At 59.6% G+C, this 20,308-nt stretch carries 16 protein-coding genes and 2 tRNA genes; 7 read left to right on the plus strand and 11 right to left on the minus strand.

What is annotated here, in order from left to right:
- Window positions 1-48 precede the first annotated feature (48 nt).
- Window positions 49-1,074 carry an HTH-type transcriptional repressor PurR gene (gene purR, locus WFO70_RS07000; protein WP_333849909.1) on the plus strand — a complete coding sequence of 342 codons (1,026 nt, stop codon included), beginning with the start codon at window positions 49-51 and terminating at the stop codon, window positions 1,072-1,074.
- Here the strand turns inward: purR and punR are convergent.
- Window positions 1,071-2,003: a DNA-binding transcriptional activator PunR gene (gene punR, locus WFO70_RS07005; RefSeq protein ID WP_337015370.1), complete on the minus strand. Its 933-nt coding sequence runs from the start codon at window positions 2,001-2,003 to the stop codon at window positions 1,071-1,073. The two genes, purR and punR, sit on opposite strands and share 4 nt — an antisense overlap.
- Window positions 2,004-2,118: 115 nt before the next feature.
- Here punR and punC point away from each other — a divergent pair, with 115 nt between their 5' ends.
- Together punC and cfa are read left to right on the plus strand one after the other, a co-directional pair.
- Complete coding sequence (punC, locus tag WFO70_RS07010; protein WP_337015371.1) at window positions 2,119-3,315, plus strand: purine nucleoside transporter PunC; 1,197 nt, start codon at window positions 2,119-2,121, stop codon at window positions 3,313-3,315.
- Between the two features lie 280 nt (window positions 3,316-3,595).
- Window positions 3,596-4,744: a cyclopropane fatty acyl phospholipid synthase gene (gene cfa / locus WFO70_RS07015; protein ID WP_337015372.1), complete on the plus strand. Its 1,149-nt coding sequence runs from the start codon at window positions 3,596-3,598 to the stop codon at window positions 4,742-4,744.
- 34 nt (window positions 4,745-4,778) lie between these two features.
- Here cfa and WFO70_RS07020 read toward each other — a convergent pair whose 3' ends face one another.
- Window positions 4,779-5,423 carry a riboflavin synthase subunit alpha gene (locus WFO70_RS07020; RefSeq protein ID WP_142489221.1) on the minus strand — a complete coding sequence of 215 codons (645 nt, stop codon included), beginning with the start codon at window positions 5,421-5,423 and terminating at the stop codon, window positions 4,779-4,781.
- 223 nt (window positions 5,424-5,646) lie between these two features.
- Between WFO70_RS07020 and mdtK the strand changes: the two genes are divergently transcribed.
- The 3 genes from mdtK to WFO70_RS07035 all read left to right on the plus strand — a co-directional run bounded on the left by mdtK (window position 5,647) and on the right by WFO70_RS07035 (window position 7,336).
- Window positions 5,647-7,020 carry an MdtK family multidrug efflux MATE transporter gene (mdtK, locus tag WFO70_RS07025; RefSeq protein WP_337015375.1) on the plus strand — a complete coding sequence of 458 codons (1,374 nt, stop codon included), beginning with the start codon at window positions 5,647-5,649 and terminating at the stop codon, window positions 7,018-7,020.
- 151 nt (window positions 7,021-7,171) lie between these two features.
- Window positions 7,172-7,248 (plus strand) — tRNA-Val (locus WFO70_RS07030).
- A gap of 11 nt (window positions 7,249-7,259) precedes the next feature.
- Window positions 7,260-7,336, plus strand: a tRNA-Val gene (locus tag WFO70_RS07035).
- 67 nt (window positions 7,337-7,403) lie between these two features.
- Here the strand turns inward: WFO70_RS07035 and WFO70_RS07040 are convergent.
- Genes WFO70_RS07040 through WFO70_RS07055 form a run of 4 tightly spaced genes read right to left on the minus strand, consistent with a single transcriptional unit; the run spans window position 7,404 to window position 12,120 of the window.
- Window positions 7,404-8,279, minus strand: coding sequence for a 4Fe-4S binding protein (locus WFO70_RS07040; protein ID WP_337015377.1), 876 nt, complete (start codon window positions 8,277-8,279; stop codon window positions 7,404-7,406).
- Window positions 8,279-9,112: a dimethyl sulfoxide reductase anchor subunit family protein gene (locus WFO70_RS07045; protein WP_337015378.1), complete on the minus strand. Its 834-nt coding sequence runs from the start codon at window positions 9,110-9,112 to the stop codon at window positions 8,279-8,281. Before WFO70_RS07045 ends, WFO70_RS07040 begins: the two co-directional genes overlap by 1 nt.
- On the minus strand, window positions 9,105-9,737 hold the full coding sequence (locus WFO70_RS07050) for a DMSO/selenate family reductase complex B subunit (RefSeq protein ID WP_337015380.1): 633 nt from the start codon (window positions 9,735-9,737) through the stop codon (window positions 9,105-9,107). Before WFO70_RS07050 ends, WFO70_RS07045 begins: the two co-directional genes overlap by 8 nt.
- Window positions 9,721-12,120: a DMSO/selenate family reductase complex A subunit gene (locus tag WFO70_RS07055; protein ID WP_337015382.1), complete on the minus strand. Its 2,400-nt coding sequence runs from the start codon at window positions 12,118-12,120 to the stop codon at window positions 9,721-9,723. Before WFO70_RS07055 ends, WFO70_RS07050 begins: the two co-directional genes overlap by 17 nt.
- A 294-nt stretch (window positions 12,121-12,414) precedes the next feature.
- Between WFO70_RS07055 and WFO70_RS07060 the strand changes: the two genes are divergently transcribed.
- A complete protein-coding gene (locus tag WFO70_RS07060) occupies window positions 12,415-14,025 on the plus strand; it encodes an FAD-NAD(P)-binding protein (protein WP_337015384.1) in 1,611 nt (536 codons plus the stop codon).
- Here WFO70_RS07060 and WFO70_RS07065 read toward each other — a convergent pair.
- The 5 genes from WFO70_RS07065 to WFO70_RS07085 form a co-directional block, all read right to left on the minus strand.
- Entirely contained in the window at window positions 14,012-15,325 is a 1,314-nt protein-coding gene (locus WFO70_RS07065) for an amidase family protein (RefSeq protein WP_337015386.1), read from the minus strand. The genes WFO70_RS07060 and WFO70_RS07065 overlap by 14 nt on opposite strands.
- 52 nt (window positions 15,326-15,377) lie before the next feature.
- A complete protein-coding gene (hisD, locus tag WFO70_RS07070; RefSeq protein WP_337015388.1) occupies window positions 15,378-16,688 on the minus strand; it encodes a histidinol dehydrogenase in 1,311 nt (436 codons plus the stop codon).
- Entirely contained in the window at window positions 16,688-17,827 is a 1,140-nt protein-coding gene (locus WFO70_RS07075; protein ID WP_337015389.1) for a nuclear transport factor 2 family protein, read from the minus strand. The genes hisD and WFO70_RS07075 overlap by 1 nt, the downstream gene beginning before the upstream one ends.
- A 118-nt stretch (window positions 17,828-17,945) precedes the next feature.
- Window positions 17,946-18,917: a nuclear transport factor 2 family protein gene (locus tag WFO70_RS07080; protein ID WP_337015390.1), complete on the minus strand. Its 972-nt coding sequence runs from the start codon at window positions 18,915-18,917 to the stop codon at window positions 17,946-17,948.
- Window positions 18,914-19,984, minus strand: a complete 1,071-nt coding sequence (locus WFO70_RS07085; RefSeq protein ID WP_337015391.1) for a LacI family DNA-binding transcriptional regulator — start codon at window positions 19,982-19,984, stop codon at window positions 18,914-18,916. The genes WFO70_RS07080 and WFO70_RS07085 overlap by 4 nt, the downstream gene beginning before the upstream one ends.
- Between the last annotated feature and the right edge of the window lie 324 nt (window positions 19,985-20,308).

A 20,308-nucleotide genomic window follows, 5' to 3' on the forward strand; every position in this document is an offset into this window, starting at 1 on the left:
TACCTTTTGGTTTTTCAGGAGCTTAGATATGGTCTGGAGTGACATCTGATGGCAACAATTAAAGACGTGGCGAAACGCGCAAACGTTTCCACTACAACCGTATCACATGTTATTAACAAAACCCGCTTTGTGGCGGAAGAGACCCGCAACAACGTCTGGGCGGCCATAAAAGAGCTGCACTACTCTCCCAGCGCCGTGGCCCGCAGTCTGAAGGTTAATCACACCAAATCTATCGGCCTGCTGGCGACCAGCAGCGAAGCGCCCTATTTTGCGGAAATTATTGAAGCGGTAGAGAAGAACTGCTTCCAGAAGGGCTACACCCTGATCCTCGGCAACGCCTGGAACAGCCTCGAAAAACAGCGGGCCTATCTGTCGATGATGGCGCAAAAGCGCGTCGACGGTCTGCTGGTGATGTGTTCCGAATACCCGGAACCCCTGCTGACGATGCTGGAAGAGTATCGCAATATTCCAATGGTGGTGATGGACTGGGGCGAAGCCAAAGCGGACTTTACCGACTCGGTGATCGATAACGCCTTTGAAGGCGGCTATATGGCCGGTCGCTATCTGATCGAACGCGGCCACCGTGAAATCGGCGTGATCCCGGGAGCGCTGGAGCGCAACACCGGCGCCGGACGCCTTGCAGGCTTTATGAAGGCGATGGAAGAAGCATTAATCACGGTGCCGGAAAACTGGATCGTGCAGGGCGACTTTGAGCCGGAGTCCGGCTACCGCGCGATGCAGCAGATCCTCTCCCAGAGCCCGCGCCCGACCGCCATCTTCTGCGGCGGGGATATTATGGCGATGGGTGCACTCTGTGCCGCCGACGAGATGGGCCTGCGCGTTCCGCAGGACGTGTCGCTGATCGGGTATGATAACGTGCGCAACGCCCGCTTCTTTACCCCGGCGCTGACCACCATCCACCAGCCGAAAGATTCGCTGGGGGAGACCGCCTTCAACATGCTGCTGGACCGTATCGTCAATAAGCGCGAGGAGTCTCAGTCCATTGAGGTCCATCCACGCCTGATTGAACGCCGCTCCGTTGCGGATGGTCCGTTCCGCGACTACCGCCGTTAATCCTCTCCGGGAGTCAGCCCCTCTGGCTCCCGCAGCCACTCCCTGTTCATCGTTTCACTGTCGCCAAGATAATCCAGCAGCCAGGCCAGAGCCGGTGACATATCGTTTTGTTGCCAGGTCAGGCAGCACGCCGCATCCGGGAAAGGGTTTTCCAGCGACAGCGCCACCCATTTGCCGCTGTCGATCCACGGACGGGCAAAGTGCACCGGCACCATTCCCACGCACAGTCCGGCCGAGAGGCAGGTGGCTGAGGATTCCCAGTCCGGGGTCACGATCCGCCGCTGGTTGTCCAGCAGCCAGGTGATGCGTTTGGGCAGCGAGCGGGAGGTATCTTCGCGCACCAGCGAGGGCCAGTTGCGCAGGGTATCATCGCTAAGCGGCCCTTCCATGGCGGCCAGCGGGTGATGGTTGGCGACCACGCAGCTCCAGCTCAGCGTCCCCATATCGCGAAACGCATAGCGTCCCCCGACCGGGATCGCCTGGGTGGCACCGATCGCCATCTCCACCCTGCCGTCCGCCAGCGCGTCCCAGACGCCGTTAAAGACCTCCTGGGACACCCGCAGTTCGACGTCGGAAAAGTGGCGGTAAAAATCGACAATCATCTGCCGGGTGCGCTCGGGGCGGACGATATTATCCACCGCGATGGAGATATGGCTGCGCCAGCCGTTGGCGATCTGCTGGCACTGCTCGCGGGTGATCTGCATTTTTTTGATAACAGACCGTCCCTCTTTAAGGAACCACGCCCCGGCGGGGGTCAACTCCACGTCGCGATGACGCCGCTCAAACAGCGGCACCGCCAGCCACTCCTCCAGCTGACGCACGGTGTAGCTGATGGCGGAGGGAACGCGATGCAGCTCCTGGGCTGCCCCGCTGAAGCTGCCGTTACGCGCCACGGCATCCACCACTTCAAGAGAATATTCTGACCACATTTTCTGCCTGCAAATTTTTTGAATGCAACCGCCAAATATTAGCGTTTCACAAGCGGGTTTGCACTCCCTACACTCACCGGCTACCCCTACCTGCGCCCAAACGGAGAATAGAACAATGACACCCGGGAAAGGATTTTTAGTCTGGCTCGGCGGCTTAAGCGTGCTGGGCTTCCTCGCCACCGATATGTACCTGCCTGCTTTTTCGATCATGCAGGAGGATCTGCAAACCCCGGCGGCGGCCATCAGCGCCAGCCTGAGCCTGTTCCTGGCGGGTTTTGCCTTTGCCCAGCTGCTGTGGGGCCCGATGTCCGACCGCTTTGGCCGTAAGCCGGTGCTGCTGGCCGGTTTAGCCATTTTTGCTCTTGGCTGCCTCGGCATGCTGTGGGTTCGCGATGCCACCTGGCTGCTGGTGCTGCGCTTTATTCAGGCGGTGGGGGTTTGCGCCGCGGCGGTAACCTGGCAGGCGCTGGTGACCGATTACTATCCGGCCTCACGCACGAACCGTATTTTTGCCACCATCATGCCGCTGGTCGGGCTCTCTCCGGCGTTGGCCCCGCTGCTGGGCAGCTGGATCCTCGCCCACTTCAGCTGGCAGGCGATTTTTGCGGTACTGTTTGCGATTACTCTGGTGCTGATGATCCCGGCCTTTAGCCTCAAACCGGCGGCGGCTAAAAAAGGCCAGTCTGAACAACGCGTGACTTTTGTATCGCTGCTGCGTTCGCGCACCTACCGCGGCAACGTGCTGATTTATGCCGCCTGCTCCGCGAGCTTCTTCGCCTGGCTGACCGGTTCGCCGTTTATTCTGAGCGACATGGGCTACAGCCCGGCGGCGATTGGCCTGAGCTACGTGCCGCAGACCATCGCCTTCCTCATCGGTGGCTATGGCTGCCGCGCCGCGCTGCAGAAATGGCAGGGTCACCAGATGCTGCCGTGGCTGCTGGGCCTGTTTGCCGTCAGCGTGATTGCCACCTGGGCGGTCGGGTTTATCACGGGTGTGGGCCTGGCCGCGCTGCTGATCCCCTTCTGCCTGATGGCGGTGGCGAACGGCGCGATCTACCCCATTGTCGTGGCGCAAGCGCTGCGTCCCTTCCCGCAGGCAACCGGCAGCGCCGCCGCCCTGCAGAACACGTTGCAGCTGGGTCTCTGCTTCCTGGCGAGCCTGCTGGTGTCCTGGCTGATTGCCACTCCGCTGCTGACCACCACCAGCGTGATGGTAGCGACCGTGGTGCTGGCGGCGCTGGGCTATCGGATGCAGTACGTCCCCGCGGGCCAGCAGGATGAGCGTCTGCACGCCGAATCATCCCGGGCCTGACGGAATTATTGATTAGCTTGCTAACAATATCCTGTTGAATCACCAGGATATCAGTCCTATACTGACTTGAGCGTTCTGATAAATACTAAAAATATTAAGTGTTAACGGGAGCCGGAGTGCTCCCGTTTTACCATGGATGGCCTTTCGGCAAGGGTCCTCTCCCTTCCTCTGTTCTACGTCGGATATTAGCCTCACGGGTTACACCGTGAAATTTCTCACTCTACATAAAGAGCGTCTACGCTATTTATGGATTCTGATCACATCAGGTGATGGAGAAGCTATGAGTTCATCGTGTATAGAAGAAGTCAGCATCCGGAATGATGACTGGTTCCGGATCGTTAATGAATTGCTGAGCCGCGCGGGTATTACCATCAACGGCCCGGCCTCCTCCGATTTACAAATTAAACACCCCGATTTTTTTAAACGCGTCCTGCAGCAGGGCTCGCTGGGTCTTGGCGAGAGCTATATGGACGGCTGGTGGGAGTGCGAGCGGCTGGATATCTTTTTCAATAACGTCCTGCGGGCGGGGCTGGAAAAGCAGTTGCCCAGCCACCTGAAGGATACGCTACGGATCGCCACCGCCCGCCTGTTCAACCTGCAAAGTAAAAAGCGCGCCTGGATCGTCGGCAAAGAGCATTACGATCTTGGTAACGATCTCTTCAGCCGCATGCTCGACCCCACCATGCAGTACTCCTGCGGTTACTGGAAAGAGGCAACCACCCTCGAACAGGCGCAGCAGGATAAACTCCGTCTGATCTGTGAAAAACTGCAGCTGAAACCCGGCATGCGGGTGCTCGATATCGGCTGCGGCTGGGGCGGGCTGGCGCATTTTATGGCGCATCATTATGGCGTCAGCGTGGTGGGCGTGACCATCTCAGCGGAGCAGCAACGCCTGGCCCAGGCGCGCTGTGCCGATCTGGATGTCACTATTCTGTTGCAGGATTATCGCGATCTGCGCGACCAGTTCGATCGCATCGTCTCTGTGGGGATGTTCGAACACGTCGGGCCGAAGAACTACCGCACCTATTTTGAGGTGGTGGATCGTAACCTGAAACCGGATGGTCTGTTTCTGCTGCACACCATCGGCTCTCAAAAAACCGATCATCGCGTCGACCCCTGGATCGATAAATACATCTTTCCGAATGGCTGTTTACCTTCAGTACGCCAGATCGCCAATGCCAGTGAACCCCATTTTGTCATGGAAGACTGGCATAACTTCGGCGCTGATTACGATACCACCCTGATGGCATGGCATGAACGTTTCCTCGCCGCCTGGCCGGAGATCGCAGACAACTATTCCGAACGATTTAAACGGATGTTCAGCTATTACCTGAATGCCTGTGCCGGGGCGTTTCGCGCCCGGGATATTCATCTGTGGCAGGTGGTGTTTAGCCGCGGCGTGGAGCACGGCCTGCGGGTGGCGCGCTAAACAAAACACCCCGGCAAGCCGGGGTGTTTTTTTATTACGCGTCGTTGAGCGTCTGTTGGATGGCGGCCGCCTCTTTAGCCGCCAGCACCCGCTCCACGGTATCGACCACCGCCTGAGTTTGCGGATCGATTTCAATATTGACCCGATGGCCCAGCTTTTTATTGCCAAGGGTGGTGCGCTGCAACGTCTCCGGGATCAGGTGTACACAGAAACGGGTTGGGGTCACTTCGCCCACCGTCAGGCTGATGCCGTCCACGCCAATAAATCCTTTATAAAGGATGTATTTCATTAACGACGGATCCTGAACTTTAAACCAGATCTGGCGGTTATTTTCCGAGGTCAGGATTTTAGAAATTTCAGCGGTAGTCATAATATGGCCCGACATTAAATGTCCGCCGATTTCATCGCTGAATTTCGCCGCGCGTTCCACGTTCACAATATCCCCTTCAGCCAGATCGCCCAGGTTAGTGATACGCAGCGTTTCCTTCATTAAATCGAAACTGATCAGGTTCCCGTTGATTTCGGTGACCGTCAGGCAGCACCCGTTGTGCGCAACCGATGCCCCGGTCTCCAGCCCATCGAGCATCTCATCCGGCAGGGCGACGACGTGGGTGCGGAAGTTGGGTTTTTCATCAATAGACACCAGTTTCGCGGTGCCCTGCACAATACCAGTAAACATGCTTACGACTCCTGTTTGTTCCTTCGGTGAAGACACCGTTTTATCGCACCACAATAACAGTTGAAAATAGAGGTTGCCAGTACCCCACCTTTTCTGGCGATTTTTTCACTAGATAATTAGCTTATCCCCGCTACAATAGCTGGAATTCCCCGCATCTTCTTTTTGCTGCTTTTTCGCAGCGGCTTTTTCTCTTTCAAATAACAACAATATCAAAGGTGTTCACGTGCAGAAGTACTTGATTGAAGCGCGTCAGTTATTAGCTCTGGCGATCCCGGTAATACTCGCGCAAATTGCCCAAACCTCGATGGGATTCGTCGATACCGTGATGGCGGGCGGCTACAGCGCCACCGACATGGCCGCGGTCGCCATCGGCACCTCTATCTGGCTGCCGGCGATTTTATTTGGTCACGGCCTGCTGCTGGCGTTAACCCCGACCATTGCGCAGCTCAACGGCTCCGGGCGTCGGGAGCGTATTGCCCATCAGATCCGCCAGGGGTTCTGGCTGGCCGGTTTCGTCTCGGTGCTGATCATGATCGTCCTGTGGAACGCGGGCTATATTATTCATGCCATGCGCAATATCGATCCGGCCCTGGCCGATAAGGCCGTGGGTTATTTACGCGCCCTGCTCTGGGGGACGCCAGGATATTTATTCTTCCAGGTGGCACGAAACCAGTGCGAAGGCCTGGCGAAGACCAAACCGGGCATGGTGATGGGGTTTATCGGGCTGTTAGTGAATATTCCGGTGAACTACGTCTTTATTTATGGCCATTTCGGCATGCCGGAACTGGGCGGCGTCGGCTGCGGCGTGGCGACGGCGGCGGTGTACTGGGTGATGTTCTTTAGCATGCTGTCGTACGTTAAGCGCGCGCGTTCCATGCGCGATATTCGCAACGAAGCCGGTTTCAGCAAGCCGGACATGGCGGTGGTAAAACGTCTGGTGCAGCTGGGCCTGCCTATTGCCCTGGCACTGTTCTTTGAAGTGACGCTGTTCGCGGTGGTGGCGCTGCTGGTCTCCCCGCTGGGGATTGTCGACGTGGCCGGTCACCAGATCGCCCTTAACTTCAGCTCGCTGATGTTCGTGCTGCCGCTGTCGCTGGCCGCCTCCGTGACCATTCGCGTCGGCTATCGCCTCGGCCAGGGTTCTACCCTGGATGCGCAAACCGCCGCCCGCACCGGGATTGGCGTTGGGGTATGCATGGCGGTCTGCACCGCGCTGTTCACCGTCACGCTGCGGGAGCAGATCGCCCTGCTCTATAACGACAACCCGGAAGTGGTGATCCTCGCCTCCCAGCTGATGCTGCTGGCGGCGGTGTATCAGATCTCCGACTCCATTCAGGTGATCGGCAGCGGCGTGCTGCGTGGCTACAAAGATACCCGCTCGATCTTCTTTATCACTTTTATCGCCTACTGGGTGCTGGGGCTACCGAGCGGCTATATTCTGGCCCTCACCGACCTGGTGGTGGATCGGATGGGCCCCGCCGGTTTCTGGATGGGCTTTATTATCGGCTTAACCTCCGCCGCGATCATGATGATGCTGCGCATGCGTTTCCTGCAACGCCAGCCATCAAGCGTGATTTTGCAACGCGCTGCACGCTAATTGCGCAGTAGCCGCCCGCGGGCGGCTACTTTCTCCGCATTTTGCGCGGGAATGAAGCAATCGCGTGAATTCGTGAAGAAATTTGCAGTTTTCCTCTTGCCTGATGCCCGCACTGCCGCTAATATTCGTCCCCGTTGTCACACACAACAATGCGTTCATAGCTCAGTTGGTTAGAGCACCACCTTGACATGGTGGGGGTCGTTGGTTCGAGTCCAATTGAACGCACCATTCTCTACAGTGCGTCCGTAGCTCAGTTGGTTAGAGCACCACCTTGACATGGTGGGGGTCGGTGGTTCGAGTCCACTCGGACGCACCATTTCAGCAAGTCCTCAGTTATTCCTTTTTTTACTCTTTCGCAAATCAAAACGACTCACACGCGTTATTTATGCTTCCCGCATACCGTACTGATGCCGCTGACAAATCGCGCAGCGATCCGTTTCCGCGTTAAAGGTATAAAATGCACGCTGGCAGCAGCGGCAGGTTTTTTGATGCCATGGAAAGCGCAGCGTCATGTTTTCTCCTACCCGCTCCTCAATGCGAATGGCGTCCACGGGACAGACCACCGCGCAGCTGTTACAGCCGGTACAGGATGAGGACGAAAACGTCAGCGCCCCCTCGCTCAGGCTCAATGCCTTCTCTCCACAAACTCTGGTGCAGGCCCCGCACACCGTACACTGCGCCCGATCCAGCAACAGCTGATATTCGCTAATTGCAGATAATGCCTGACGACGGGCCCGACGCCCGATGTTCACGGTGGCAGACTGCACGTCCGTTTCGCTGGCCTTAATAAAGTGTCGCCGCCCGGCGTTGATTGCTTTTTGTTGCGGCGGGAGGATCTGCCAGACCGGGGCATTCAGCTCCCGGAGCCGGATATTGAGTGCCGCAACGGCGCGCACCCAGCCGGGAAAGGCCTCCATCTCCATCTCCACCGCCCGGATCCCGTGCTGCTGATGCCACATCAGTAATTCATCCACGCAGGGCTCCAGCGTGGAAAAGGGGGCCACCAGCGTTGATGCCGTATAGTGGCGGGTTTCAGGGCGAATATTTTGCAGCGCATCCGTCGGACAGACGAACAGGCAGCGGCCACAGCGCAGGCAATCCAGCGCGTTAAGGGTCGGGGTGGTGGCAGTGGCGGTAATGGCCTGCACCGGGCACACCGCCACGCAGGCCTCGCAGTCGTGACGGGAAAGCTGATTATGCAGGCAGGACTCCCCCACGCCGGGCGGCGCGGGGGGGTGCGTGAGGCGAAACAGCGCCATCAGTTAATGCAGAAGAACATAAAGCGGAACAGCACTTCAGCCAGCACCAGCAGCAGACTGCCGACCATCAGCCCGAGCTTGCCCTGCCGCCATGCGCTTACCGCAAACAGCAGCGCGCCGAGCACGGATAAGATCCAGCTGAACAGCCGCAAACCGCTGAGCTGGGCAAACATCTCCATGGGCTGGTGCGGGAACGTGACAACGCCGCTCAGGCTGGCGCTCGCCAGATATGCCACATAGCCCGGCTGCGCCAGCAGGCGGATGGTGACAATCGCCACCACCAGCGCCGCCGCGAAACGCATCACTGTCTGCCGCTCCCGGGCGACGGACCGGGCTTTCAGCATCGGCAGCCATGCCAGCGCCACCGCGCCCAGCACCCCAACCGCCCCGTAAAACATCAGCCAGGTGTTGAAATGGCTCCAGGTGATGACCGACGTGTGGGCGTAGATCGCACTCATGCACCAGACATCAATCAGCCCCAGCACTGTGGCAACCGGCAGTAGCAGCGGGATCAGCTGCTTTTTGACCAGCATCACCAGGGTGCACAGCCCCAGCGCCGCCAGATAGAGACTGGCAAAGACAATCTCCCGGCTCAGCCATGAGCTGGCGACGTGGCGCAGGGCATTAAACGCGTTCAGCGGATAGCCAAGGTGCAGGGTGGAAACCATCAGCCCCAGCCCCCCGGCTACGCAGGCGATCAGCATGCCTGGCAGCAGCTGAGGTTTGACCTCCGGCACGCGCGCTCCCGCCCGGGCGGACAGGGTCAGAAACAGGGTCATGCCCACCGAGCCCTGCACCAGCAGGGTAAAGATCAGAAGCGGTAACTCATGCATGCGGCTGTTCCTCTTTTTCTGCGCCCTGATGCGCTTTAATCACCAGGTTAGGGTGCGTGATGGACGAATCCGGCAGGCCCTGCACATCGCAAAGGTTGCCGTACTTCGCGCGCAGCTCTTCGATCGGCCCGAACTGGATCGCCCCCAGCGGACAGGTAGCCACGCAGATCGGCTGTTCGCCTTTGGCCTGCAAATCCACACAGAAGTCGCATTTTGACATCTGCCCGGCCTCCTCATTCATCTGCGGCGCACCGTAAGGACACGACCAGGCGCAGTAGCCGCAGCCGACGCATTTGTTGGTATCGACGCGGACAATGCCATCCCCCGGACGCTTATGCATCGCCGTAGTCGGGCAGTTTTTGGTGCAAATCGGATCCGCGCAGTGGTTGCAGGAGATCGACAGAGTGAAGGCATAAACGTTATTGGCATAGCCGCCCTGCCCGGTCGGGATAAACCCGCCGCCTTTTACCTCGTAGACGCGGCGGAAACGACGCCCCACTTCGAGGTTGTGCTTGTCTTTGCAGGCCACCTGGCAGGCTTTGCACCCGGAGCAACGGGACGAGTCAATGAAGAAGCCAAGCTGCTTATCGCTGACCGGTGGGTATTCCTTATACTGCTGACTCATACTTTGCGACCTCCACAAGCATGGTTTGATGAGAATTGCCTTTCGCAAGCGGAGTAATACGGGCGGAACTCAGGACGTTGGCGCATCCGCCGTGGTCGACGCCGTCGGCATCCGGCTGCCACCAGGCCCCGGCCTGCATGGCTACAACGCCAGGCATAATGCGTTGGGTAACTTCCGCCGGAACCTGACAGACCCCGCGCTGGTTGTGAATGCGCACGCTGTCCCCCTGACGGATCCCCCGCTGTCGGGCATCCGCCGGGTTGATCCACAGTTTTTGCACCTGCACTTCCTGCAGCCAGGGGTTGGCATACTGGGTGGAGTTGGCGCGGTTTTTCCCTTTCCAGGTGATCAGCTGGAGCGGGAACTGCTTCGCAAGGGCATCTTCCGGGCCTTCGTGCGCCGGAACGTAATGCGACAGCGCCGGGATCTCCGGGTTGTTCATGTCGTACAGACGCTTCGAGAAGATCTCAATTTTGCCTGACGGCGTCGGGAAGGGATGATTCTGCGGATCGCGGATGTTGTCTTCAAACGCCACGTGCGGCTTGCTCCTGAAGAGGTGCTGACGTTTTTCCCGCAGCTCGGCGAAGGTCGGCAGGTGCTCATCCGGCATCGAAAGGCGGGTCTGCTCCCAGATATGTTCAATCCACTCCTGCTCGCTGCGCCCCTGGCTGAAGGCTGTTTCAATCCCCAGTCTGGCGGCCACTTCACGCTGCCAGTCATAGTCTGAGCGCCGCTCAAACTCCGGCTCGATCAGCTTTTCTGACAGGATCAGGTAGCTTGCCGTGCCCCAGGTTTCCCCGATGTTCCAGCGTTCCATAAAGCTGGTTTCCGGCAACAGCAGGTCCGCATAGCGGGCGCTCGGCGTCATGAAGAGGTCGCTGGCGACGATAAACTCGATCTTCGACTCATCTTCCAGGACCTTCACCGCCTGATGCAGATCCGGGTTCTGGTTCGCCAGGTAGTTTCCCGCCAGCGAGAAGAGGATCCGGATATTGCTGTTGAGCTTATCTGCCCCTTTCAGCCCCTGCTCCGGCGTGACCTGGCTGGCATCGTCGGCGGCCTGCACCCAGTTCATGATCGAGATCGACGCTTTCATCGGGTTGTCCGGCATCTCCGGGCCTGCGGCAAATTTACGGTTGCTGCTGCCACCGTAGCCCGCCGCCCAGCCGCCCTTGATCCCGACGTTGCCGGTAATGGTCGCCAGCAGCGTTGACCCACGGGCGGTACGCTCGCCACAGTTGTGGCGCTGCGGGCCCCAGCCCTGAATCAGGGCCGCCGGTTTGGTGTTGGCGTAGTCACGTGCCAGCTGGCGAATGGTCTGCGCCGGGACGCGGGTGATCTTCTCCGCCCACTCGGGGGTTTTAACCTGGCCGTCTTTGTCCCCCATCAGGTACGCCATCAGCGACTCGTTGGCGGGCACGCCTTCCGGCATGGAGGCCTCATCAAAGCCCAGGGTATAGCGATCGATAAAGGCTTTATCGTGCAGATTTTCGCTGACGATGACGTACATCATCGCGTCCATCAGAGCGTTGTCGGTGGCAGGTAGCAGCGGGATCCACTCATCGGCCAGCGACGCCACGGTATCGGAGTAGCGCGGGTCGACGACGATAAAGCGGGTGCCGTTCTGTTTCATCTGCTGAAAATAGTGGTTGGTATGGCCGAAGATGGTTTCGGTCGGGTTGTGCCCCCAGAGGATCACCAGCCTGGTGTCCGCCAGGGTATCCAGCGAGTTACCGCTGGCGGCGGTGCCGTAGGTATAAGGGGTGGCGACGGCGGTGTTGCCCATACTCACCGAGTGGTAGTACTCCAGATAGCCCCCGGTGAGGTTGAGCAGCCGACGCATCATTTTATCGCCGGAGAAGGTGCCCCCGCTGGTGGCGGTATTGTTGTGCACAAAGCGGCACTCGGGGCCGTATTTGGCGGTGATGCGTTGCAGGTTATCGGCGATAAGCGTGGTGGCCTCTTCCCAGGAGATGCGTTCAAACTTCCCCTCACCCCGTTTGCCGACGCGCTTCAGCGGATATTTCAGCCGATCCGGATGATAGACAAACTTGCGGTAGCTGCGGCCGCGCACGCAGGCGCGCATCACCGGCATCTGTGGATCAAGCGCGCTATCCGGACGCGTGGTAATTTGTGTCACCACGCCGTCCGCGACGTGCGCGCGAATATCGCATTTGCCGCCGCAGTCAAAGGTGCTACAGGTCTGGACGACGCGTTCAGCGGCGTCAGCCGTCTCGGGTGCCGTACCGGCAGCGGTTTTCGCGGCAAGCGCCTTGCCGGACATCACAAAGGGCAGCGTCACCAGGGCTGAGCTCGCCTTGAGCAGTCCTCTGCGCGTGATGGCGGGAAAAAGTGCGTCCCTTTTTTCTTTGCGTTCTGACATAGTATCCCCCTCAAAAAGAGGGGCATTCTTGCCTATAACGCTAATGAGTTAATTGATATGTATCAATTGCGAAAATGTGTCGTGATTCAGGCAGGTTATTTTTAATTTTTTTAGATAAAACAATTGAGTGTGTGAATGCTCTACTTTATAGCCATTCACAAAACTAATGATTTAGAGGTATCCCCGGGCTGCCGGTTTGCTCATTTTGCATTTTCATCCACACTTATTTTTCATGGATTAAAAACGTGCGTGCCTGAGACGGCTTTCAGGCAGGCTAAAAAAGGGTGAGCATTGATGAAAAGGATCGCCATTATCGGCGCAGGGCCGACCGGCATTTATACGTTTTTCTCGCTACTGAACCATCGGACGCCGCTTTGCATCACGGTCTTCGAGCAGGCTGAAAAAGCCGGTGTCGGCATGCCCTACAGCGACGAAGATAACTCCAGACTGATGCTGGCCAATATCGCCAGCATTGAAATCCCGCCCCTGTTTTCAACCTATATCGACTGGCTGCGCACCCAGAACGACGCCCATCTGGCGCGCTACGGCGTGGAGAAATCGACCCTGCACGTGCGGCAGTTCCTGCCGCGCATTCTGCTGGGGGAGTATTTCCGCGATCAATTCGTGCAGCTGGTTGAGGAGGCGAAAAAAGCGGGCTTTGAGATCGCGGTGCGCGAGTCCTGCCAGGTCACCGACGTGGAGGCCACCCCGGACGGGGTCAATATCCTGGCGGAAGGTGACGCCGCACCGACGCTGTTCGACCTTGCCGTTATTGCCACCGGACACGTCTGGCCTGAGGAAGATGCGGCCTCTCGCTCATACTTCCCCAGCCCCTGGTCCGGGCTGATGGAGGCCAGGATCCGCGCCTGCGACGTGGGCATTATGGGCACCTCCCTGAGCGGGCTGGACGCGGCGATGGCCGTCGCCGTTCAGCACGGCAAATTCATCGAGTCGGATGATGAACAGATCCAGTTCCGGTTAGACGAGGGCAGCGAAGCGCTGAAGATCGTGCTGATGTCCCGCTCGGGCATCCTGCCGGAAGCCGACTTCTACTGTCCGATCCCCTACGAGCCGTTAACGCTTGCCACCGAACCGGCAATCGACGCCGCCATTGAACAGGGCTCCGAGGGCTTACTCGACCGCATCTTTGCGCTGATCGTTGCCGAGCTTCAGCACGCCGACCCGCAGTGGTGCGACGCTATAGCGCTGGAGACCCTCACGGCCGACAGCATTCGCGACGCCTGGTTTGCCGACCGGGAAAAACACGGCCCGTTCCGCTGGGCGGTCGCTAACCTCGATGAAGTGGAGCGCAACAAGCGCGACAAACGCACGGTGCCCTGGCGCTACACCATCCTGCGCCTGCACGAAGCCGTCGAGAAAATTGTGCCGCACCTGACGAAACAGGACAAGGCACGCTTTAAGGCCGGTCTGGCACGTATTTTCATCGACAACTATGCGGCAATCCCGTCCCAGTCGATCCGCAGACTGTTGGCCCTGCGCGAAGCGGGCATCATCAGCATTCTGACCCTGGGTGACGATTATGAGATGGCGGTAAAAGAGGACCGGACGGTGATCCACGCCCGGGGCGAGGCCTGGTATTTCGATGTGTTTATCGACGCGCGCGGGCAGCAACCGCTCAAAACCAAAGACCTGCCGTTCCCGGTTCTGCGCCACCAGCTGGAGTCGGCTGGCGAAGAGATCCCCGAGGTCGGGGATGACTACACCCTTCTCGCCCCGGACTACTTGCGCGGGAAAATTGCCTTCGGGGCCCTGCCGTACCTGATGCACGACCGCCCCTTTGTTCAGGGGCTGGTGGTGTGCGCCGAAATTGGCGAGGCGATGGCGAAAGCCGCGGTGCAGCCCGCCACACGGGTGCGCCGACGGCTGCCGTTTACGCCAGACTAAACGCGGTTTCGCAGGCTGCGGCCAGCGCCAGCAGTGCCGATTCCTCCCCGCCGGGGGCGAGGATCTCCAGCCCCACGGGAAAGCCGGTTGGCGTGGTGCCGCAGGGGAGCGTGATGGCGGCAAAGCCGCTGATAGCCGCCAGCTCGGGCGCGCAGCCGGGCGGCATTTTCTCCAGGCTGTACGGGATCCGCCCCACCGTCGGATAGACAAAACCGTCCAGCCGCCCCTTCTCCGCCAGCAGCCCCAGGGTCTGGCGCAGCCGACGCCGCAGCTGCCGTCCGGCCAACCACGGGGGCGTTCTTAACCTCTCGCAGGTGAGCATTTGGGTCAGCAGCGGCCTGAACTCCGGCAAAAACTGCCCGGAGGCGACAATCGCCCCCAGATCCGCAGGTGCGCCAGGGTGCTGCTGCAGCCAGGCGTCAAAGGCCACGCGAAATTCATACAGGCTCAGGCAGGTGGCACTCGCCACCTCGGGCAGGATCGGCAGGTCAATGTCGACGAGTGTCGCGCCCTGCCGTCTCAGGGTCGCGAGGGCGTCATACCAGACCGCCAGCTGATCAGGATCCTCCCCTTCCAGCACGCGGATCGCGCCGAGCCGCACGCCTTTCAGCGACACCGGTTCAACGGCGGACGGCATCTGCCCATGGATAATGGCGTGCAGCAGGGCCGCGTCCTGCACGCTGTGCACCATCGGGCCCACCGTGTCCTTACTCAGGGAGAGCGGCGCGATGCCCTCCATCTGCCCCCTGCGCACCCGCGGCCTTAACCCCACCAGCCCGGTATAGCTGCACGGAATACGGATTGAGCCGCCGGTATCGGTGCCCAGCGCCCCCTCCGCCATCCCGGCCGCCACCGCCGCGGCGCTGCCCCCGCTGGAGCCGCCCGCGGTAAGGGTCGGGAAGTGGGGATGGCGCACGTCCCCGCCGAGCGAGCTGCGGGAGCGGACGTCAAAGGCAAACTCGGACATGTTCGCCCGGGCCAGAATAATCGCCCCGGCCTGCCGCAGCCGACGCACCACCAGCGCATCGGTGCTCGCCCGCAGCTGAGCCAGCGCGGCGCAGCCCAGGGTCAGAGGCAGCCCGGCGCAGGCGATGTTATCTTTGACGATCAGCGGCACGCCGTGCAGAGGGCCGGTAAGCTGGCCGCGACGGCGCAGCGACTGATACTGCGCCGCCTCAGCAAGGGCATTCGGGTTAACCCCGAGAAGGGCGTTAAGCTGCGGATTTGCGTTGATAATCGCCAGCCGTTGGGTTATCTCCGCAACAGCGTCCGCCGGGGGAATCAGCCGTGGTCTTTTCATCGCATCCCTTATCATGCCGGAGGCCAGGCCAGCGCCCGACCTCCCGTCACCCTTAGTCGCGCAGCCCGGAGATGATGGCGTCCAGCGCCTCCGGACGCAGACGGATCTCCGCGGCGCGGCGGTGGCCCTGCATCCCCTCGGTACGGCTCTGGCGGATTGCCGGCTCCGCAATCGCGGCGATGCCCTGCTCGTCGATCCACTGATGGGTACAGATTTTCACGTAGGCCCCTACCCACAGCCCGCCGGTATAGCGCGCCGCCGCCATGGTCGGCAGGGTATGGTTGGTGCCGCAGCATTTATCCGAGAAGACCACGCTGGCGTTCTGGCCGATAAACAGCGAGCCGTAGTTGCGAATTTTCGCCGCCGTGCCGTGCGGATCCCGGGTATGCACCTGCAGATGCTCGGTCGCCATGTAGTCGGCGAAGGCGATCAGCTGCGCTTCGCTGTCACAGACCACGATTTCACCCTGACGACGCCAGGCCTCGCCCGCCGTGACGGCGGTAGGCAGCGACTTGAGCTGGCGCTCGATCTCCGAAAGCACGCCTTCGGCAATCGCCTGACTGGTGGTCGCCAGCCCCACGCGGGTGTGGACATCATGCTCGGCCTGGGCCAGCAGATCGGCGGCAATAATGCGCGCATCCGCGCTGTCGTCGGCGATGGTGAAGATCTCGCTCGGCCCAGCCAGGGCGTCGATCCCCACCTTGCCGAACACCTGGCGCTTGGCCTCATTCACAAAGGCGTTGCCCGGCCCGACGATTTTATCCACCGCCGGGACGCTTTCGGTACCCCAGGCCATGGCGGCGATAGCCTGCGCGCCGCCGATTTTAAAGATCCGGTGTGCCCCTGCCAGGTGGCACACCGCAATCATCGCCGGATGCGCCCCGGGGGGCAGACAGGCAATGATCTGTTCACACCCGGCCACCGTCGCGGGCACGATGGACATCACCGGTGCGGAGAGGATCGGGTAGCGGCCTCCCGGGACGTAGCAACCCACCGTCTGAACGGGGATAATACGGTGTCCCAGATGGACGCCGGGCAGGGTTTCCACCTCCAGCGGCTGCATGGTGGCGAGCTGAGCCTCGGCAAAGCGGCGCACCTGCTGGATGGCAAACTCGCTGTCGCGCCGGGTCTGGGGATCCATCTCCCTGAGCGCGGTTTCGATCTCCTCGGTGGTGACTTCAAACTGCGCTGGCACCAGCTTATCAAACTGCTGTGAGAAATCTTTCAGGGCCGTGTCGCCGTCACGCTTCACGCGCTCGATAATGGCGCTGACCGTGTCGGTTAACGACCTGTCGGCCTGCGCATCCTGCCCCTGAGGACGTTTGATCCAGCTCACCTGGTCAACGATTGACTGTACAGACATTATGCTTCCTCCATTTGACCCAGTTTGATTTGCGCCAGCAGTGCCAGGTGATCGTAAACCACCCACTCGTCGACGATTTTGCCGTTGATAATGTGGTAGTGAGACATGCCCATCACGAACAGGCGCTCGCCGGTCGGTTTACCCAGCTCGCCGTAGCCCAGATGGTGACCCTCAATGATCCAGCGCACTGCCACCTTGGTACCGCCCTCCTCGCACGGATTGGAGCAGATGTGCTGCGGCAGCCAGGCGCCGTCCGGGATCATGCCGATTAGGGCCAGCGTCTGGTGCGTCACCGACGCGGTGCCGTACAGCTCTTTCATCAGCGGGCCGTGCCACTGGACGTTCGGGGCGTAAACCTCTTTGATCTTGCCCAGCATCCGGCGGTTGTAGATCTCGTGCAGCCAGCGCAGACACTGCTCTTCGGTGTCGGTGTGGGCAATGGAGACGTCGCAGACCATCTCCGGCGGATACTGCCCCAGCATACGGCCATTTTCGCCGATGTCGGTGACGCGAAAGCCCTTGTCGAACTGCTCTTTCGCCATGTTAAAGGCGATCTCGTCGGTATTGAGCCCCAGCTGCTTCATCAGGGACATGTTGTCGCTCACCACCCACTCCCGGTAGATTTTGTTTTCGTGGATCATACAGTCGGCCACGGTGCGGGTGACAAAGGTGCGATTGGTCGGTTTGCCCAGATGGCTGAACTGGGTGTGGCGGCCGCTACCGGTGACCAGATGCGAGGTATAGAAGCCGTCCACGTCGTTACCGTTCCAGATCACCTGGGTCGCCATGCCGCGGCGTTCCGGGAAGGCCACCAGGCGCTGTAAGGTATCCTGCACCACCTGCTCGCGGGTATAGAGGGTGCCCAGCGCGTTATATAAGACGCAGTTGTGCGTATAGTGGGTATAAATTAACCCCACGTCGCGTTCATCCCATATTTTATGGGTGCAGCGAACAATATAATCGACAATATCGGTATAGCAATCATCAAATCCCCGTAAGGATTGTACGCGCTGGCGTTTCTCCGGCACTAAATCCATAAAGTCCCGGCGTTCAACCTGTAATACCGGTTCTTCGCGGGTGAGTTTATTATTTTTCTCAGGTACGGCTGGCGCTTTATTTGTTGCTTCGGTTGAAGACATATAAACTCCTGCATCTATTTTCAGACAATACGATCCCGCACCCGGAATGGATGGAGAAGAGCGCCGCAATATTCATTGCGGCAGAGGTAAAAAATATTTTTAGATAACGATAATGCGCTTAATTAACGAGTTGTGACCAGATAGCTAATTCATCAATTCCTAAATATTCACGAATAATTAATCCATCGCGCAGTTCCAGCTGGCTGATACCGGTAATAGAGACCGGTTTACGGGTCGGAACGCCAAACTTGCCGTAGCCGTCGTGCCAGGTCAGGAGCGACCAGCGCAGCGAGATACGCACCGGCTCGTTGGGATCCCGACGCACGATCAGGTGGTGCAGCTGCACCTCGCTGTCCGCAAAGGAGGCCCGGTAGCCCGAGAGCAGCGCGGCGATCTCCTGCTCGCCGGTGCCGATGCAGTGGCCTGGGGCATAGAGCGTGGCGGCAGGATGGTACAGGCCCGGCACGGTGCCGCTGTTGCCCCCCGCCCACATCGTCAGATAGCGCTCCACCACCCCGGCAATCGGCCCTTCGACGTCATCACCTTCAGGCCCACCCGCCCAGCGGGCGTCGAGGGTTTCGGCGCTTTCCCGGGCGATGCCCAATTGGTTCTGCATCACCCCAAGATTGCGGGCAAACTCCTGCACGTTGAGCCCCAGCTGGGCCACAATCGCCGCCCGGTCCTGCAGGAGCCACTCCTGGCGCACGGCCCCCTCGGCGCAAATTCGATCCGCCCAGGTGCGCACCCAGACGGTTTTCCCGGTCGGCGGACCGAAGAAGCCCTCCCCCTGATGGCGAATACAGGCGATGGTGCGCTGGGCGGCGTAATACTCCTCCCCGGGGTTCTCCGTCACCAGAATGTCTTCCGTCAGCACCGTACGCTGGGGGAAGCTGTGCATCGCCTCGAGGGTCAGGCGCATAAACTGCGCGAGATCGGTGAGCTGTTTCTCCGGAGTGATAAAGACCACCGGCGTGGCGTAAAAGTCGGCCAGCTGACCAATGTCCTTCTGCTCCCAGACCACGTGCGTCAGGGTGCGAATAAACTGTTGAATGGAGTCGAACTGGGGGCTGAATCCCGGCAATCTGCTCATTTGTCCTCCTGGGTCTGGAACACGTAATTACCCTCTGCATCAATAGTGCCCGTATGCGGACGGCGCGCAGAGTGGCGAACCACCAGCCTGCCCGGGACGATGACCTGCTCGGGCTCGATAGTGCCGCTGTCGATCTGCTTCATCAGTAACTCCACCGTGGCGGCGACCATCGTCTCCACCGGCTGCGAGGCGGAGGTTAAGGCATAGGATGCCCAGCCGGACGGGCCGATATCGTCATAGCCAATGATGGAGACGTCCTCCGGGATCCGCAGGCCAAACTCGTAGCGCGCCACGTCCATCACGATAACGGCCATATGGTCGTTGGCAACGAAAATGGCGTCCGGCGCGGGTGAAGCTGAAAAGAGGGTATAAGCCGCCCGGGCAGTCTGCTGGGGATCATAGTTGCCATTGACCACCCGGACATCGTCAATTCCCTGCTCCTGCAAAGCGCCCAGATACCCGCGCTGGCGGGCAATGTTGACGGACGAATCCGCCACGCCGCCTACAAATGCAAACCGCTGATGCCCTGCGGCCAGTAAAAATTCGGCAATCTGACGGGCGGCCGCCTCGTTATTGCTGTTGACGCTTGAGGCCATCCCGCTCTCTTCGCTGCGGTTAAACAGCACCACCGGGATCCCGGCGGCCAGACACTCCTCCGACAGATCCAGCGACAGCGTGACCGAGGCCAGCACAATGCCGTCCACGCGGTACTGCATGATCTGGTCGAAAATCCGATCCACGTTGCCCTCGCGGTCACCGACAAACAGCAGCAGGTGATAGTTGAGGGTGTCCAGCTTTTGCGCCAGCGCCTCCAGCACCTGGGGGTAAAACTGGTTATCAAAATAGGAGATCACCACCCCGATGATGCGCGAGCGGGCGGTGTTGAGCGAACGCGCAATGGCGTTTGGCCGGTAGCCCAGCTCCCGTGCCGCCTTCAGCACCTTTTCACGCGTGGCAGGCGAAATACTCGCCCCCGGCGTGAAGGTGCGGGACACCGCCGACTGTGATACTCCCGCCAGCTGCGCCACCTGCTGCGAGGTCACCGCTGTAAAAGTCTTACGTTTCATTACGTGTGTTCCTTATCCCTTTCGCTTCCCCATTCTGGCACAGATTCAAGGCGTTATGCCCGATACCTGCCGTAACCCCCCGCGAAACTGCGCTTCAGGAAGCGGGTACTTTTTAGTCTTACACCATCTTTGCATGCGTATGCAACAGCCAGAATTATTTTTTTCACAATGGTGACAAACGACCTTTACAAAATTGAAACCTTTTCGTAACTTCAATTTTTGAATACGTATGCAGCGCAGTTTTCATACCGTCAATGGTACCGGGCAGATTGGGCAGTCATCATAAGGAGCGGGCCGGTAAAGTTGTACCTGGATGGTTATAAC

Origin of the sequence: Leclercia sp. AS011 (assembly GCF_037152535.1) — a bacterium.
In the GTDB taxonomy this organism is placed as follows: domain Bacteria; phylum Pseudomonadota; class Gammaproteobacteria; order Enterobacterales; family Enterobacteriaceae; genus Enterobacter.